Raw genomic sequence first — 16607 nt, 5'->3', positions numbered from 1 at the left:
CACGGTCATCGGAGGGGATCCTTTCACGAACGAAAGCCGCCGCCGAGCGCGCGCACCATGGCGACGTCGAGGGCAAAGGCACGGGTTTGCAGGGAAGCGACGGTCTTGCGCGCCGCGATCAGGGAATCTTCGGCGTTGAGCACGTCGAGATAAGTGGCCAGGCCCCCGCGATAGCGGTTGTTGGCCACGGTCCAGGCGGCCTGGGCCGAAGCCTGCGCGGCTTGGGCGCGGCCCAGGCGTTGGCCCAGTGCCTGCTGGCTGGTGGCGGCATCGGCCACATCGTGCAACGCCTGGACAAGCGCCGCATCATATTGCGCCACGGCCACTTCGTGATCGGCCTCGGTCCCGCGATACTGGGCACGCAACCGCCCGCCATCGAGGATCGGCAGGCTTAGCGCCGGGCCGACCGAGCCATAGTCCGATCCGGACTGGAACACCTTGCCGATATCGAGCGCCTGCATGCCGATCAGCGCGGACAAGTTGACGCTGGGATAGAAAGCCGCGCGCGCCTGGCGGATGCGGCTGTCGCTCGATTGCACGCGCAGCTTGGCCGCGATGACATCGGGACGGCGGCCGATGAGTTCGGCCGGCAGATTGGCGGGCAGTCCAGCCGTGGCCTTGCCCAGGTCGATCTGCGGGCGGGCAATCGCCAACCCGCGATCGGGACCGGCCCCCATCAGCGCGGCGATGCGGTTGCGCGCCAGGCCGATGCTTTCGTCCAGGCTGGCCAGATCGCCCTGCGCGGTTTCCAGCGAAGACACCGCGCGCTCCACCGCGCCCATGTTTTCCAGGCCCTGCCGCTGGCGGTCAGCCATCAGGTCACGCGTCTTCTGGCGCACCTCCACGGCATCGACCGCGGCATCGCGCTGGGCAAAAAGGCTGGCCAGGTCGGCATAGGCACTGGCGATGCCGGCCGAAACGGTCAGCCGCGTCGCGGCCGCTTCGGCGCCCGCTGCTGCCGCGTCAGACTTGGCAGCGGCCAGCGCGGCGCGGTTCTTGCCCCAGAAATCCAGATCCCACGACAAGCTGAGCGAGGCCTGGCCATAATCGGGCCAACCGCGCGGGCTCATGCCCTGGGGAAACAGATAGTTGTTGCTTTGCTGTGTCAGGCCGCCCTGCGCCCCCGCAGTCAGACTGGGCAGCAACGCGCTGCGGCTTTCGCCAGCCACCGCCTGCGCCTTGGCAAAACGCGCCTGGGCCACGCGCAAGTCGGTCGCGCCTGCCAGCCCTTCGGCAATCAGGCTGTCGAGCTGGCTATCGCCATAGGCCTGCCACCAGCCATCCGACGGCCAGTTGGCCGCGCTCGCACCCGAAGCTGGCGCCAGGCTCTGGCTTGCGCCGAGCTTTTCCGGCGTGGCCATCGTGGCCAGTTGCGCGCGCGGTGGCGGCACGGCGCATCCGCCGGTCAGCAAGGCCAGCCCGGCAACGGCCAGAGCGAGCGTGGGCCGCAACGACATGCGCGGGGAGGCATCGGACGACGCATGGGCCAGCGGCATGACGGACGCGGCCGGGCGGCGGAATTCCGGCGGTTTGGGCAAGACTTGCATGGGCGACTCCGGGCTGGATAACCGTACTGAACGGTTCAGTATTGCCGGACTGTTGCGTCGTCAATGAAAAAGTGTACAGTTGGGTTCAGATAAGGAGAAAATGCATGCGGGTGAAATCCGATGCCCGGCGAGAGGCCATCTTGGACATTGCCAAGGACCTGTTCCGCGAGGTGGGGTACGAACGTGCCTCGATGGCGATGATCTCGGCCCGGGTCGGCGGCTCGAAAGCCACGCTCTACAGCTACTTCAAATCGAAAGAGGCGCTGTTTGCCGCGGCCATGATCGCGGCGATGGAAGAACAGGCGCAAGGCCTGCTCGATCTGCTCAATCCGGCCGAGCCCGACCTGCGCACCGTGCTCGTGCGCTTTGGCCATGCCTATCTCGCGCTGGTGACATCGGCCGATGCCCTGGCGATCACGCGCACCGCGATTGCCGAAGGGACCAACAGCGGGCTGGGCGCCGAACTCTATGAACTGGGCCCGCGCCGGGGCATGCTGGCGGTGGAAGACTATATGCGCGGGCTGGTCGAACGCGGCACGCTGCGCCCGTGCGATCCGCGTGTCGCCTCGGCCCATCTCAAAGGGCTGCTCGAAGCCGGGATGGTGGAACCGCTGCTGTTCGGCGCCCCGATCGAATTTGCGATCGATGCCGCTATCGAAGAAGCGATCGACGCATTCCTGCGGGCTTATCTGGCCGCCGCCGATGCCAGCTAAGTCACCAGCACCAGGCGGATATCGTTGACATTGGTATGCGTGGGGCCGGTGATCAGCAGATCGCCGAGCGCGGCGAAGAAGCTGTAGCTGTCATGCCCCGCCAATGCCTCCCCCGCGCCAAGGCCGGCGGCGCGAGCGCGGGCCAAGGTATCGGGCGCGACGAACGCGCCGGCGGCATCCTCGCTGCCGTCGATCCCGTCGCTGTCGGCGGCCAGCGCCCAGACACCCGGAAGGCCATCGAGCGCGAGCGCCAGGGCCAGCGCGAATTCGCAATTGCGCCCACCCCGGCCGATCGGGCCGCCCACCAGCGTTACCGTGGTTTCCCCGCCCGACAGGATCACCGCAGGCGCGCGCACCGGATCGCCCCAGGCCTGCGCCGATCGGGCAATGCCGGCCATGGCCCGGCCCAGTTCGCGCGCTTCGCCTTCCAGCGTGTCGCCCAGCACAAGGGGATTGAGCCCGAGCGCGCGGGCTTGCGCCACGGCGGCTTCCAGCGCCCGGCGGGGTGAAGCGATCACGCGCGTTTCACCCGCTCCCGCCACCACCGGCCCGGCCTGGCGCAGCGCGGCCAGCACGGGTGCGGGCACGGGCAGGCGATAGCGGGCGATGATCGCCAGCGCATCGGCCGGGGTGGTAGCATCGGCCAGCGTCGGGCCGGATGCGACCGCCGCCGGATCATCGCCCGGCACATCGCTGATCACCAGCGTCAGCACGCGCGCCGGCGTGGCCAGCGCCGCCAGCCGCCCGCCTTTCACGCGCGATAGGTGCCGGCGCACCGTGTTGATTTCGGCAATGCCGGCACCCGATTCCAGCATGGCACGGGTCAGCGCCTGCAACCCGGCCAGGTCCAGCCCATCCACCGGCCATTCCATGCAGGCCGATCCCCCGCCCGAAATCAACGCGATCACCAGGTCGTCGGCGGTCAGTCCCTGCAGCGCCGCCACGATGGCCTGGGCGGCAGCAAGGCTGTGCTGGTCGGGCACGGGGTGGCCCGCTTCAACCACGGCGATGCGGCCGGATGGCAGGCCCGCACCGTGCCCGTGGCGGGTGGCCACCACGCCGGACACAGGCACGCCCGGTCCCCAGCGATCCAGCAACGCCGCATCAAGCGCGCTGGCCATGGCCGCGCTGGCCTTGCCCGCACCGATCACCACGCAGCGCCCGGCCGGCGCAGGCGGCACATGCCCGCGCATCAACCGCGCCGGCTGGCTGGCGGCAATCGCCGCATCGTGGATCGCCCGCAGCAGGAAACGGGCGCGTGCATCATCGAGCGGAGGGGAAACGGTCATGTCCTGGGGATGGCAGTGCTTGTCGGCCCAGGCAATCCGGGCCATGGTCCAAAAAGATCGGATCGCCGCCAGGCGCACCGGAAATCGGGAGAGAAGCCAAGTGAAGAACACGCTGCGCCGGCAATTCGGGGCTGCCGCCCTGCTGTTTGCCGTGGCGGCCGGCGCTGCCAGGCCCGGTGCCGCCATGGCTGCACCCGCCGCACCCGCGCCCACGCTGGAATATGCCTTCACGGCAACGGTAACGCTCGCCTCGCCGGTGGAACAAGGCGAAGTCGCCAGCGGGCGCAAGCGGTTCATCGCGATCACCGGCGGCACGGTGGATGGCCCGTTGTTCAAGGGGCGCGTCCTGGCCGGCGGTGGTGACTGGCAAACCATCCTTCCTGGCGGCTTGACCCAGGTGGAAGCACGCTACTTCCTTCAAGCCGCCGATGGCACGGTGGTGGACGTGGCCAATCCGGGCGTGCGCGTGGCCAGCCCCGACGTGACCGAGCGAATCGCGCAAGGGCAGGATGTGCCACCCGATGCCTATTACTTTCGCACCACGCCGCGCCTGGCCGCGCGGGCCGGCCCGCTGGACTGGATGAACCGCGCGGTCTTCGTGGCGCGCGGCATTCGCCGGCCCGACCATGTGCAGATCGATTTCTACGTGGTGCGTTAACGCCCGCCGCGCGGCAGCGACAGGAAATCGCGCGGCGACAGGGCTTCATCGGTGAAGCGCGCCATGGCGATTGCGCCATGGAAATGGTTCACCCCGTTGCGCCGCATTGCCACGCTGGTGCTGCCCGGTTGTTGCGGCGCAAAGGCCACGCGGGCCTCTCCCTCCAGCAAGCCGTTGACATAGCTGCGATAGGTGGTGCCGTCGAACGTCTGCGCCACGTGATACCAGCGACCGATCGGGTGCAGCCGCGCGGGATCGGCCAAGACCTGGCTGTAACCGGCGCCCTTCACAAAAGTGTCGAGATACCACGATTGGCCGACCACGCGGATTTCGAACAGCATGCGGGTTTCGCCCGTCGGGCGGCCGGGCGTGTCGTTGCTGGCCAGGTGCAGCCAGCGCTGCTCGAACGCGCCGCCATCGGGCCGAAACACCGCCTCGGCGGTGAACCGCGCGGCGCCGGCCAGCGGGTGGCGCGGCAGGATCAGGGCATCGGCCTGCCCGTCGAACACCATGGCCTTGCCTTCGACCCTGGGATGGCCCTGCACTTGCGGCGCCATGTGGCCGATGCGGGCCAGACTGTCGAACCGCCATACTTCCTGCCGCGCGCTGGCGCAGCCGGGCAACAGCAAAGCCAGCGCCAGCACCGCGCGCGCGATCATGGCAGCACCACCACGTTGTTGCGCTGGGTCACTTCGGCCACGCCGCTAGAAACCCGCACATGCAGGCCCTGTGGCGCGCCAGCCGGAATCGCCAGCGTGACCGTGGCGGTGCGCGGGGTCAAATCGGTGGGCGCCGGCAGCGGCGGCACTGCCGCGCGGGCCAGCACGTGTCCGTCCGCGGTTTCCAGCGTCAGCGTGCCCGCCGGCGCCGCCATGCTGCCCAGGCTGTGCACCCGCACGGTGATCCGGCTTCCCTTGCGCGTCACATCGTCGGCGCCAATGCCCAGGTCCGGCCGATGCTCGGGCTGCACCGCCGCGCGTTGCGTTAGGCGGAACGTCATCACCGTGGTCTGCCCCGGTGCGAAGGCCAAGGGAATGGAACCGCCGCGTTCCATTTCCACGCTGCGCTTCTCCAGCGACTCGCGCGCCGCGTCGCCGTCATCCGGCGCGAGGCCCTGCGTCATCGTCCAGGTGCCGGCTACCACGTTCCAGGTGCCCATCTCGGCACGCTGTTCCTGACGGCTCGTGTTGTGGGCGATGACGGTAAAGCCCTCGGGCGTGGCATCGCGCACCAGGATCGCCACCTTGAGCGCGGCTTCCGGGTCGGCAAAGCGCCAGCTTACCGCGTTGCCCGGCCAGGTCTGGTTGCGTTTCAAGGCAATGCCGCCCAGCCGTTCGCGCTGGAGCAGGTCGTTGGCCGCTTCCACCCGGTCGGTCCACCAGTGGCCCTGCGTGATCATATACATGTGCTGCGTCTTGTCGGCGATGCCGGCAGCGTTGAGCGCTTCCAGCCAGGCGCGGTTGCCGGTGCTGTTCCACGCTTCGAACCGGGCCACGTCGTTCCCGTTTTCCGCGCCCTTGCGCAGCACATCGGCCCAGTCGCCGCGCTTGCCCAGCACGGTCAGCGCATTTTCGTTAAGCTCGCCCAGCGCGGCAAAATTGCCCGTTCCCAGCCGGCCCAGCACGGGGCGCAGGTACTTGTCATCGCCGGTAAAGCGCCAGGCAGCCCAGGCCGATTGCATCGGCAGGCTGGCCCCGCCGCCATCGCCCGCCCGCTCGGCATCGCTGTTCCAGCCGATGTCATTGGGAAAGCGCCACAGCCCGTCGGCGCCCTGCTTGCCATGGGCCAGCAGCCCGTCGATCAGGCCCGTCACCAGATGCCGCGCGGTGGGATCGGCATTGTACAGGCCCAGCAGGACCGGCGTGTGCATGATCACGAAGCCATAGGGCTTCTGCCAGGCCCACGGCTCGTCGCGATAGATCTTGCGCCCGCCATACCAGCTTGAGGAAATGTGCATATGCCCGGCCGGATTGGTGCGGATCACACTGCCCAGCGCCTTGACCGTGGCCATCATCCGCTCCACCGCCTTGGGCTCGCCCCAATTGAGATAGAGCCGCTCGGCGTCGGAATTGATGCCTTCCTCGTAAACGTGCAGTTCGTCGCTGGTGATATAGCTCAAGCCATTGACGATCATGCCGTTCTTGTAGACCGCATCGGACAATGCGCGCAGCGAGGCGTTGATCTTGTCCGGGTCCACGCCCATCAGCGCCATGCCCGGCCATTGCTGCGTCAGGTCGGTATCGTCGGAAATGCCGCCACCGAAATCGCCATAAGGCACCTGGCGGTTGTCGATCCACCAGTTGACGAACTGGCGGGCCAGCTTGAGATCTTCCAACTGGCGAAAGGCCCAAAGCGGCATGCCCTGCGGCGCCTGCGGCTGCACGAACGGTGGCAACTGGTCCTGCGAATAGCCGATGTCGGCCCAATAGCGCCGCGCCTCAAGATTGTCCGGGTCCACGCGCAACAGGTCGGTAATGTCGCCATAAAGCCGGCGATAGAGCCCCGCGCGTTTCGAGGCGGTGTGTTCCTCCACCAGGAAGGCCCAGTTGTCTTTCACCTGGTTGAAGCGGTCGGCCACATGCTCCTTGAGCGCGGCCGCGCGGTCCTTGAACACCAGCCGCACGCCCATGCCATCGAGCGATGCCGGCCCGAAATCGGGCGCGGCGGACGCCACCGTCAGGTAGAGGCTGTCACCCGTCAGGATGCGGTCGCGCAGATCGAGCCACAGCGTGCGCGGCTCACCCGGCCGCACCGAGACTTGCACGTCGATCATATCACGCCCCGGCCAGATCGGGTCTTTCACGCGAATGTTCAGCGCAATTAGCCCCTTGGCATCGGGCGCGGCATGCAGCGCGGGCAGATCGAGCGCCACGCCATCCAGGCCATCGTGGCTGTTTTCCCAGCCATAGTTCCACGCCCGCGCCAGCGGCCGGCCCGCCGGGGCATCGCCAAAGTTCGACGGGATCAGCACATGCACCAGCGGCAGCCGCGCCGCGCCCTCGTCGCGCACTGCCGTGTCGCTGCCCGCCGCGCTTCCCGCGCCCACCGCCGCACGCACGCCGTCGGTGGGCAGCGCCACCACCGTGGCGCGCTCCGCCGCCGGGTAGCGACCGGCGATGAAAGCATTGAGGCCCGCCAGCGCGCCCAGATCGGTGGGCGCAGCACTGCGCACGGTATAGCGCAACTGGAACGTGCCGGCCGGCACGGGGCCAGCATGCATGTCGTAGGCCCAGATTTCCTGGATCGGCTGTTCCTGCATCACATTGGTGAAGCGCAGCACGCCACCGGTACGCGGCGCGGCCTGGGTGACCGAGCGCACCACCCCTTGCGGACGCGTGGCGAGCTTTTGCCAGCCGCGCTGCCCATCGGCCGACCATTCCAGCGCGCCATAAGCAGCGCCGCGGATCTCCACGCGGTTGAAGCGCTCGGCCACCGGCACGGTCAGGCTATAGGCCTTGCCCCCTTCGACATAGACGTTCCAATCGGGCAGTTCGAAATAGTCGTCGCGACCCGGCAGGCGAGAGCGATTGTAGACGCCGGGCCAGGTGGTTTCGGCGATGCCGTCCACCCCTTTCCACATCCATTCCTTGAGGTCCTTGGCGTCGGCAAACTCCACTTTCCGCACCGTGGTGACCGGATCGGCCAGCGGCGGCGGCGTCTGGCTGTCCCAGCCGAAGCGGTGCAGCCAGGCGGCGCGATCGGGCGCCACGGGCTGCGGTGCCGGGTCCTGGTGCGCGGCAAGTGCCGCTACGCCAGCGCCGTCCAGCATGTGGTCATAGACGCGAATGTCATCCAGGTCTGACCCGCGCATGAAATTGTAGCGGCTCTGCACTTGGTGCGGCGCCATGACCCGGCCAGCCAGGCCGAACTGGTCCAGCCCCATGTCGAGATCGGCGGCCTGCACCTTGCGCGCCACTTCGCGCCCGTCCCAGAACAGCGTGACGCCGCGCGTCTCATCCCAGGCGAAAGCCAGGTGGTGCCAGGCATCGGGCGCCGGGGGCGTCGGGATCGTCCAACTGACGCGCACGCGCGAAAGATTGGCATCGGTGACGAAAGCGTCGAAGCCATGGCCGTTCCAGTCGATGCGCAGGAACGCCATGTCCCAGCTGGAATGATCGGCTGCGCCGGCGCGGAAGATCACGAACGGCGCTTCGCCCACCGGGGTGTGGCTGCGCCAGAAGAACGACAGCGTGCCCCGCTGCGCCAGCATGTTGCCCGGCGCATTCCACGCGACATAGCCGCCATCGCCCCAGCGCCCGGCCCCGCCGGTGGCGCCATCGGGCACGATGGCCACGTCGCTCTGGAAATTGGGCACGGCATCGCCGCCGGCTTGCGTCGCCGTGAAGCCCGTATCCAGCGGGGCGTGGAACAGCAGGCCATCGGCCGGCGTGGCGCGCGCGGCCGTGGCGGCGCAGATCAGAGCCAGCAGCGAGGCGCCACGCAAAAGCGGATGGGGCACGGCAATTCTCCCAGGCAAATCTCTGTTCATTTTTTCACCATCACCCGGGGTGACGAAGATGACGCGCTAACCCAGCGCGCGAAAGCGGAAATCGCGGAACCGCGCTTCCCCCTTGCCCGCCGCATAAAGGCCGGGACGCAGCATCAGGAAGCCGCCGCGCACGTTGTGGTGATAACCCGACACTTCCATCCCACGGTCAAAGCGGCGCCAGGTCTGCCCGCCATCGCCGCTGGTGTGGAATGACACGATGTGCCGATCGTTGCGCACGCGCAAGCGCATCGCCGGCCCGTATGGATTGGCCGGGCGGCCCCGCTCCATCCCATATTGGTGCGTCACGAAACGCCGGGTATCGAACCCCAGCCCGCAATAGAGCGCCTGGTCATAGAACAGCACCAGGCCGGCGGTGGTTTCGGGATCGATCTCGATCGCGCACTCGAACTCATAGGCCCGGTCCCCGGCGATGAGCAGCAGCGGGGCGGAATCGGCAGGCGCGGTGCCACGCGCCGCCAGGTGCAGGCAATGGTTGGAGACGCGCGCCCGGCTGGCTTCGTCCCGCGCGGGCTTGAAGAAATTCCAGCGGCGACCCAGTTCGAGCGTGGCGAAATCGTCGGACAAGGGCAGGCCATGGGGCCCGGCCTTGCGCCCGCCGCCCCCGGGGAGAAACGGCGCGGGCAGCGGCGCGGCTAGATCGCCGCCTTTCATGCGGAACCAGCCGTCGGCGGTCCATTCCACTGGATCGAGCAGCGTCTGGCGCCCCAGCGTCCAATAGTCGCGCTCGAATCCATGATAGACCGACCACCAGTCCCCGCCCGGCCCTTCGAACACGGTGGCATGCCCGCGCGACCACCAGGCCTCATCCCGGCTTTGCGTGCGCACGATCGGGTTGTGCGGGCAGTTTTCCCACGGCCCGTGGATGGAGCGCGATCGCGCCGCGATGACCATGTGCCCGGTGGGCGGGCCGGCGGTGCCGCCCACGGCGGTGATCAAATAGAACCAACCGCCGTGCGCCACGATCTTGGGGCCTTCGGGCGAAAACCCTTCCACATCCCAATCCTCGGGGTAGTGCCAGGGATCATAGACGTGCTCTACCTTGCCCATCGTGGACAGGCCATCGGCGGCAAGCGCCACGCGATCTCCGCCCGACAGGAACAGCCAGCGCGAGCCATCCTCGCCCACGGCATGGCCAGGATCGATGTGATCGGGCAGGCCGAGGTCAATCGGCGCGCTCCACGGCCCCTCGATCCGGTCTGCCCAGATCACATAGTTGGCATTGGGACTGGCCTTGGCGGGGAAATAGATGAAGTAGCGCCCGTTGTGGCGGCACAGGTCCGGCGCCCAGACCGCGCCGACATTCTGGGTGAGCGCGGCGGTGATCGGCTGCCAGTTGAGCAGGTCCTGCGAATGCCAGATAACCAGCCCCGGATAGGAATCGAACGTGGAGAAGGTCATGTAATAGTCGGCGCCGTCCTTCAGGATCGACGGATCGGGATGATCGCCGGCCATGATCGGATTGCGATAGGTGCCGTTGCCCAGATCGGCCAGGCGCTGGCCATCGAACCCGCGCGGGGCGTGGGGCACTGGCGCCAAGGGCACTGGTGGCGCGGCACGGGCCGGCAGGCTGGAAAGCCCCGCCAGACCCACCGCGCCGGCCAGCGCGCCGCGCCGGTCGACGGTGCCGCTCATGCCGCGATCCGCACCGGCGCCAGGCGCGGGCTAAGCAGGTGGACCACCGCAAGCGCCACGAGATAGGCGCTGGCGCAGATGGCAAAGAGCACTTCGTAACTGTGCGTGGCATCGAGGATATAGCCGGCAAACAGCGCCATGCCCATGCCGCCAAAGGCCCCCACCGTGCCGCCGATGCCCACCACCGAACCCACCGCGCCGCGTGGAAACATGTCGGAAGGCAGCGTATAGAGATTGGCGGAAAAGGCCTGGTGCGCAGCCGTGGCGAGGCCGATGATCAAGACGGCCCACCACATGCTGTCCACCCCTTGCACGAACCAGATCGGCAGGACGCAGACCGCGCAGATCAGCATGGTCACCTTGCGCGCGACATTGGGCGAGCGCCCGGCCTTGATCAGGCGCGACGACAGCCAGCCGCCGGCAATGCTGCCCAAGTCCGAAATCAGGTAGATCGCTGCCAGCGGCAGGCCGAAACTCTTGAGATCGAGGTTGTAGCGCGTGAACAGATAGCCCGGCAGCCAGAACAGGAAGAACCACCAGATCGGGTCGATCAGGAACTTGCCCAGGGCATAGGCCCAGGTCTCGCGCACGGTGAGCAGCCTTGCCCAGCCGATCGGGGTGACCGGGTCGGCCGGATCCTGGCGAATCCAGGCCAGTTCGGCGGCGCTGACGCGGCCATGCTGCGTGGGATGGCGATAGAGCAGCCACCACGCCACGACCCAGGCAATGCCGAACAGGCCGGTGACGAAGAACGCCATGCGCCAATCGAACCACAGCACCAGCAAGGGCACGAGCAATGGCGTGATGATCGCGCCGACATTGGCCCCGGCGTTGAACACCCCGATGGCAAAGGCGCGTTCACGCTGGGGGAACCAGTCGGTCACCGCGCGGATGCCGGCGGGGAAATTGCCGGATTCGCCCAGCCCCAGGCCAAAGCGGGCCAGGGCAAAAGAGACCAGGCCGGTGGCAAAGCCATGGGCGATATGGCTCACCGTCCAGATGACGATGGCAATGGTATAGCCCAGCCGTGCGCCCAGCGCATCGACCACTTTGCCGAACGAGAGATAGCCGATGGCATAGGCCACCTGGAACCAGAACACGATCGCCGCGAAATCGGATTCCGACCAATGGAAATCGGCCGCCAGCGTGGGCTTGAGCACGCCGATCATCTGCCGGTCGATATAGTTGATCGCCGTGGCGGCAAACAGCAGGGCCACCACCACCCAGCGCGTGCGCCCCACATTTGCCGTGGCCGGGATGCCTTCCCCGATCTGCGCTTTCATTGCTTCAACTCCCGAAAGCGGCGGGCTTGTTACCCTGCCGGTCATGCTTGCCTAGCGGCCTTAAGCGGCCACGATCGTGCAGGCGACGCTGCCGTGCCCGGCAAAGGCCGCGCGGACCTGTTGCCCCGGCTCGACCGAATGCACCCCGGTGACCGCGCCGGTGGATACCCAAAGGCCGCGCGTCGCATCGATGCCGCGCGCCGCCAGGTTGCCCAGCAGAAAGCGCACCGCGCCCAACGGGCCATCGAGCATCGTGGCCGTCGTGGCCTTGCCGACAGGGGCACCGTCGATCGACAGCGTTACCGAGATAGACGCAAAATCAATCTCTTGCCATCCGGAAAGGGCTGCCCCCACGACCAGGCCATAGTTGTTGCCATAGTCCGAGACGGTGACCGGCGGGCCATCGTCGTTGATCCCCGGGTAAGGCGAACTGGCGACCTCTATACCGATATGCACAGCATCGAGCAGCGCACGCGTGGCGCCATCATCGCCCGGCACCGTCCCGTCCCAGCCCGGCGCCACATGCAGCAGGAATTCCGCCTCTGCCGCAGCAAAGCCTTGCGCAAACACCGGCATGCCGGGCACCTGGCCAAAGCCCGGGATCACCACGCTATCGGCGAAGATCGGCCCGGCCAGGCGGTTGCTGGCCAGACGGGCATCGTCGGGCGGGTTGATCCGCCCCACTTTCCATCCCGCAACCGCGCGGCCGTCGATCGCCAGCGCGGCATCCTGGATGGCATAGGCACCGACCAGATCGGCCGGCGCCTGCCCCGGATAGGATGATAACGCGCGTTTCTCGCGCCGCGCCGCCACGAATGCTTCGGCCACGGCGCGCGCCTCAGACTTTGCCTGTTCCGTCAAACCCATCCCAGCTTACCTCAAGCGGATCGGACAAGGCACTGGCCTGGAAACCGGTGTCAAAACCCGATACAACGCCGTTGAACATGATTTGCCGCGCCCCGCGGTGAACGGGGCAGCATGCGCCTTGCGGCATGGTAACCGGTGTCATATTGCCTTTTACCGCTGACGAAGGCAAGTCTGAAAATCGGGGCCAGAAATCTGGACGCGACGAGAGGCAAGAAGGACACCGCATGGCCAAAGCGCCAAAACCCACGATCAACGATGTGGCGCGCCTTTCCGGGGTGTCGAAAAAGACCGTCAGCCGGGTGATCAACAAGTCACCCCTGCTCAACCAGGCCACCCGCGAAAAGGTGGAAGCGGTGATCGCCCAGCTCGATTACGTGCCCAACCCCCAGGCGCGCGCGCTGGCCTTGCGGCGCAATTTCCTGATCGGGCTGATCCACGACAACCCCAACGCCCAGATGGTGCTCAATGTGCAGGAGGGCATTCTCGACACGATCCGCGCCACCGAATTCGCGCTGGTGGTGCGCCCGGTCGATCGTCACTCGCCCACCCTGCTCGACGATATCCACCGCTTCATCGAACAGCAGCGGCTTTATGGCGTGATGCTGCTCCCTCCGCTGTCCGAGAACGACGAACTGGCCCGGCTGTGCCGCGATCTGGGCTGCACCGTGGTGCGCATGGGATCGGCCCGGCTGGACGATGAAGCCCATCTGGTGGCGTCGAACGACCAGCAGGCAGTGAGCGAGGCGGTGGCCTGGCTGGCCGAGCTGGGCCATAGCCGGATCGGCTTTGTCGCCGGGCCCGATGGCTTCCGCTCTGCCCGCGAGCGCGAGCTGGGCTTCATCGCCGGCATGGGCCGCGCCGGGCTGACGATCGACCCCGCGCTGCTGACGCGCGGGGATTATCGCTTCGAATCGGGCCAGGCCGCCGGCGACGCGCTGCTCGACGGCAAGACGCCGCCCACCGCGATCTTCGCCAGCAACGACGAGATGGCGGCCGGCGTCCTGCACGCCGCCTGCGCGCGCGGCCTGACCGTGCCGCAGGACCTGTCGATCATCGGCTTTGACGATACCGCCATTGCCGCGCACATCTGGCCCCCGCTCACCACCGTGCGCTGGCCGATCCGCGCCATGGCCCGCACCGCCGCGCTTAAGCTGACCCGCCCCGAAACCGCTGCGCGCGAGCCGTCGTTCTTCCCGTCGGACCTGGTGCGGCGGGCATCGGCCGTGGAGCGGGTGCCGGATCAAACCGCTTCGTCAGACCATCCGCCGCTGAAATCCTGACCGGCATAGAAAACGCGGGGAACCACCATCTCGGCGTCAGACACAGCGTGGAGGATGGTAGCGATTCGCCGCCGCCCAATCCGCGCGCGCGATGGACCGGCGCGGTCCCGATCAAAAACCGGGGTGGTCAAAACGCCATTGACACCGGTTACCCAAACTCGATACCAAGCCCTCAAGAGCGACGAGGGAGAGTGCGCCATGTTTGCCAAGACCTATCACGCCACGCATCCGGACATGATGGACGGGGTATCGAACGAAGCGCTGCGCGATCGCTACCTGGTATCGGGCATGTTCGTGGCGGGCGAAGTGAACCTCAACTATTCGCACAACGAGCGCTTCGTGATCGGCGGGGCCGTGCCTGGAGCCGAGCCGCTGGCCCTGCCGCGGCAGACGGCGCCGGCCAGTGCGGCGGGCCATTCGCTGCTCGAGCGGCGCGAGATGGGCGTGGTCAATATCGGTGGGCCGGGCTTCGTCACGGTGGACGGACAGCGCTTTGCGGTCGGCAACAAGGAATGCCTCTACGTGCCCATGGGCAGCGAAGAGGTGGTGTTCGAAGGCGAGGGCGCGCGGTTCTACCTTGCCTCTACCCCCGCGCACAAAGCTTTACCGATCAAGCACATCACGCTGGAGCAGGCCAATCCGCTGGCGCGCGGGGACCTGGCCAATTCCAACCAGCGCACGATCTACCAGCTGGTCATCCCCGGCGTTTGCGACAGCGCGCAACTGCTGCTCGGCCTCACCGTGCTGGAAGAAGGCAGCGTGTGGAACACCATGCCCCCGCACCTCCACGACCGCCGCAGCGAGATTTATCTCTACTTCGACCTTCCGCAGGAAAACGACCGCGTGTTCCACTACATGGGCGAGCCGGACGGCATGCGCCACCTGGTCATCGCCAACGAAGAGGCGGTGATCAGCCCGCCCTGGTCGATCCACATGGGCTCGGGCACCAAGAAGTATGCGTTCATTTGGGCGATGGGCGGGGAAAACCTCGACTATACCGACATGAACGTGCTCGACATCTGCCAGCTGAAGTAAGCGCAGATGGCCATTTCCTTCAGCCTTGCGGGCAAGACCGCGCTCGTCACCGGGGCCAACACCGGCATCGGCCAGGCGATTGCCGTCGCCCTGGCGCAGGCCGGGGCGGACGTCGCCCTGGCCGGCCGGTCAGAGCCTGCGCAAACGCTCGACCTGGTCGCCCAGGCCGGGCGCCGCGCGGTGAACATCACTGCCGATCTGTCCAGCACCGAACCGGTGGCGCGCGTGGTGGACGAGGCCGTCTCCGCGCTCGGGCGGATCGACATCCTGGTGAACAACGCCGGGATCATCCGCCGCGACGATCTGCTTCAGTTCAGCGAGGCGGATTGGGACGCGGTGATCGACACCAACCTCAAGACGCTGTTCTTCCTCAGCCAGGCGGCCGCGCGCGGGATGGTGGCGCAGGGCGGCGGCAAGATCATCAACATCGCTTCGCTGCTCACCTTCCAGGGCGGCATCCGCGTGCCCAGCTATGCCGCGGCCAAATCGGGCGTGGGCGGGGTGACCAAGGCCATGGCCAACGAACTGGCGCCCCATGGCGTGCAGGTCAACGCGATCGCGCCCGGCTATATCGCCACCAACAACACCGCCGCGCTCCAGGCCGACGAGACCCGCAACCGCCAGATTCTGGAACGCATTCCCGCCGGCCGCTGGGGCGACCCGCAAGACATTGCCGGCGCGGCGGTGTTCCTTGCCTCGCCCGCGTCGAACTATGTCACCGGCCATGTCCTGGCGGTGGACGGCGGCTGGCTGGCGCGATGAGCGCGCGTTTGGGGCACGTCGTGTGCTTTGGTGAGGTGCTGCTGCGCCTGGCCACACCCGGCGCGCGGCTGATGCAGCAAAGCGAACGCCTGGACCTGGTGGTGGGCGGAGCAGAAGCCAACGTGGCCGCTGGCCTCTCCGCGCTGGGCCACCAGGCCGCGATGCTCACCCGCCTGCCGGCCAGCCCGCTGGGCGACAAGGCGCGCGCGGCGCTGGGCGCGGCCGGGGTGGACACGCGCCACGTGGGCCGCGGTGCGGGGCGCATGGGCCTCTATTTCCTGGAAAGCGGCGCGGGCCTGCGCCCCTCGACAATCACCTATGATCGTGCCGGCAGCGTGTTTGCGCTGTCGCGGCCGGACGAATTCGACTTTGCCGCAGCGCTCGATGGCGCGGCGCTGCTGCACCTGTCGGGCATCACCCCGGCACTGGGACCGGGCGGCGTGGCCCTGGCGCAGGCGGCGGTGGCGGCGGCTGATGCCGCGGGCGTGCCGATCTGCTTCGACGGCAATTACCGCGCCATGCTGTGGGAGGCGTGGGATAGCGATCCGCGCGCGATCCTGGCCGGGCTGATGCAATCGGCCAGTATCATGATCGGCAACCACCGCGATATCGCGCTGTTGCTGGCCCAGCCCTTTTCCGGCGACGGTGCCGACCGGCGGCGCGAAGCCGCCCAAGCCGCCTTCGCCGCCTTCCCGCGCCTCACCCTGATCGCCTCGACCGCGCGCCACATCGCCGGGCCCGACCACCACCGCATCGCCGCCCGCGTCGATGCGCGCGACGCCGCGCACCAGACCGCCGAAGTGGACGTGACTGGCATCGTCGACCGCATCGGCACCGGCGACGCCTTTGCCGCCGGCGTGCTGCACGCCTGGCTCGAACGCGGCGATGTGGCCGCCATGGCCCAGGCGGGCCTCGCCTATACCGCGCTCAAGCACAGCCAGCCCGGCGACATGTGCACGATCCCGCGCGCCGAACTCGATGCATTCTCCGCCAGCGGTGGTGATGTGCGGCGCTGAGGCCGCCAGCAGAAC

General features: G+C 67.8%; 13 protein-coding genes. 6 read left to right on the top strand and 7 right to left on the bottom strand.

What is annotated here, in order from left to right:
• Positions 1-23: 23 nt before the first annotated feature.
• A complete protein-coding gene (locus tag FHT19_RS12335; protein ID WP_248290434.1) occupies positions 24-1547 on the bottom strand; it encodes an efflux transporter outer membrane subunit in 1524 nt (507 codons plus the stop codon).
• Between the two features lie 104 nt (positions 1548-1651).
• Here FHT19_RS12335 and FHT19_RS12330 point away from each other — a divergent pair, with 104 nt between their 5' ends.
• Positions 1652-2260: a TetR/AcrR family transcriptional regulator gene (locus FHT19_RS12330; protein ID WP_168557033.1), complete on the top strand. Its 609-nt coding sequence runs from the start codon at positions 1652-1654 to the stop codon at positions 2258-2260.
• Here FHT19_RS12330 and FHT19_RS12325 read toward each other — a convergent pair.
• On the bottom strand, positions 2257-3549 hold the full coding sequence (locus FHT19_RS12325) for a glycerate kinase (RefSeq protein WP_169475351.1): 1293 nt from the start codon (positions 3547-3549) through the stop codon (positions 2257-2259). The two genes, FHT19_RS12330 and FHT19_RS12325, sit on opposite strands and share 4 nt — an antisense overlap.
• Positions 3550-3649: 100 nt before the next feature.
• Between FHT19_RS12325 and FHT19_RS12320 the strand changes: the two genes are divergently transcribed.
• The gene (locus FHT19_RS12320; protein WP_248290433.1) at positions 3650-4207 is read left to right on the top strand and encodes a DUF3237 domain-containing protein; all 558 of its coding nucleotides are present in this window, start codon (positions 3650-3652) and stop codon (positions 4205-4207) included.
• Here the strand turns inward: FHT19_RS12320 and FHT19_RS12315 are convergent.
• The 5 genes from FHT19_RS12315 to FHT19_RS12295 form a co-directional block, all read right to left on the bottom strand.
• A complete protein-coding gene (locus FHT19_RS12315; protein WP_169475349.1) occupies positions 4204-4866 on the bottom strand; it encodes a LamG domain-containing protein in 663 nt (220 codons plus the stop codon). The two genes, FHT19_RS12320 and FHT19_RS12315, sit on opposite strands and share 4 nt — an antisense overlap.
• Positions 4863-8651, bottom strand: a complete 3789-nt coding sequence (locus FHT19_RS12310) for a LamG domain-containing protein (protein ID WP_248290456.1) — start codon at positions 8649-8651, stop codon at positions 4863-4865. The genes FHT19_RS12315 and FHT19_RS12310 overlap by 4 nt, the downstream gene beginning before the upstream one ends.
• 81 nt (positions 8652-8732) lie before the next feature.
• Positions 8733-10349: a family 43 glycosylhydrolase gene (locus FHT19_RS12305; RefSeq protein ID WP_169475347.1), complete on the bottom strand. Its 1617-nt coding sequence runs from the start codon at positions 10347-10349 to the stop codon at positions 8733-8735.
• On the bottom strand, positions 10346-11632 hold the full coding sequence (locus FHT19_RS12300; protein WP_168557028.1) for an MFS transporter: 1287 nt from the start codon (positions 11630-11632) through the stop codon (positions 10346-10348). The genes FHT19_RS12305 and FHT19_RS12300 overlap by 4 nt, the downstream gene beginning before the upstream one ends.
• 60 nt (positions 11633-11692) lie before the next feature.
• Positions 11693-12499 carry a 2-keto-4-pentenoate hydratase gene (locus FHT19_RS12295; RefSeq protein ID WP_169475346.1) on the bottom strand — a complete coding sequence of 269 codons (807 nt, stop codon included), beginning with the start codon at positions 12497-12499 and terminating at the stop codon, positions 11693-11695.
• A 224-nt stretch (positions 12500-12723) separates the two neighbouring features.
• On the opposite strand from FHT19_RS12295, the gene FHT19_RS12290 reads away from it, so the two are divergent.
• The 4 genes from FHT19_RS12290 to FHT19_RS12275 all read left to right on the top strand — a co-directional run bounded on the left by FHT19_RS12290 (position 12724) and on the right by FHT19_RS12275 (position 16592).
• Positions 12724-13779: a LacI family DNA-binding transcriptional regulator gene (locus tag FHT19_RS12290; protein WP_169475345.1), complete on the top strand. Its 1056-nt coding sequence runs from the start codon at positions 12724-12726 to the stop codon at positions 13777-13779.
• Between the two features lie 198 nt (positions 13780-13977).
• Positions 13978-14814 (top strand): 5-dehydro-4-deoxy-D-glucuronate isomerase, encoded by an 837-nt coding sequence (kduI, locus tag FHT19_RS12285; protein WP_169475344.1) that lies wholly within the window; start codon positions 13978-13980, stop codon positions 14812-14814.
• A gap of 6 nt (positions 14815-14820) precedes the next feature.
• Positions 14821-15576 (top strand): 2-dehydro-3-deoxy-D-gluconate 5-dehydrogenase KduD, encoded by a 756-nt coding sequence (gene kduD / locus FHT19_RS12280; protein WP_169475343.1) that lies wholly within the window; start codon positions 14821-14823, stop codon positions 15574-15576.
• Positions 15573-16592: a sugar kinase gene (locus FHT19_RS12275; RefSeq protein ID WP_169475342.1), complete on the top strand. Its 1020-nt coding sequence runs from the start codon at positions 15573-15575 to the stop codon at positions 16590-16592. The genes kduD and FHT19_RS12275 overlap by 4 nt, the downstream gene beginning before the upstream one ends.
• Positions 16593-16607: the final 15 nt, after the last annotated feature.

Source organism: Novosphingobium sp. SG919, from assembly GCF_012932495.1.
Classification (GTDB): Bacteria; Pseudomonadota; Alphaproteobacteria; order Sphingomonadales; family Sphingomonadaceae; genus Novosphingobium; species Novosphingobium rhizosphaerae.
Note: the sequence above shows the minus strand (reverse complement) of the source record. Positions and strands in the feature narration are given on the sequence as shown.

Excerpts from the sequence above, each read along its gene's own strand:
- FHT19_RS12335 (WP_248290434.1), bottom strand. The coding sequence starts at position 1,547 with ATGCAAGTCTTGCCCAAACCGCCGGAATTCCGCCGCCCGGCCGCGTCC.
- FHT19_RS12325 (WP_169475351.1), bottom strand. The coding sequence starts at position 3,549 with ATGACCGTTTCCCCTCCGCTCGATGATGCACGCGCCCGTTTCCTGCTG.
- kduI (WP_169475344.1), top strand. The coding sequence starts at position 13,978 with ATGTTTGCCAAGACCTATCACGCCACGCATCCGGACATGATGGACGGG.
- FHT19_RS12315 (WP_169475349.1), bottom strand. The coding sequence starts at position 4,866 with ATGATCGCGCGCGCGGTGCTGGCGCTGGCTTTGCTGTTGCCCGGCTGC.
- FHT19_RS12295 (WP_169475346.1), bottom strand. The coding sequence starts at position 12,499 with ATGGGTTTGACGGAACAGGCAAAGTCTGAGGCGCGCGCCGTGGCCGAA.
- FHT19_RS12330 (WP_168557033.1), top strand. The coding sequence starts at position 1,652 with ATGCGGGTGAAATCCGATGCCCGGCGAGAGGCCATCTTGGACATTGCC.
- FHT19_RS12305 (WP_169475347.1), bottom strand. The coding sequence starts at position 10,349 with ATGAGCGGCACCGTCGACCGGCGCGGCGCGCTGGCCGGCGCGGTGGGT.
- FHT19_RS12300 (WP_168557028.1), bottom strand. The coding sequence starts at position 11,632 with ATGAAAGCGCAGATCGGGGAAGGCATCCCGGCCACGGCAAATGTGGGG.
- kduD (WP_169475343.1), top strand. The coding sequence starts at position 14,821 with ATGGCCATTTCCTTCAGCCTTGCGGGCAAGACCGCGCTCGTCACCGGG.
- FHT19_RS12275 (WP_169475342.1), top strand. The coding sequence starts at position 15,573 with ATGAGCGCGCGTTTGGGGCACGTCGTGTGCTTTGGTGAGGTGCTGCTG.
- FHT19_RS12290 (WP_169475345.1), top strand. The coding sequence starts at position 12,724 with ATGGCCAAAGCGCCAAAACCCACGATCAACGATGTGGCGCGCCTTTCC.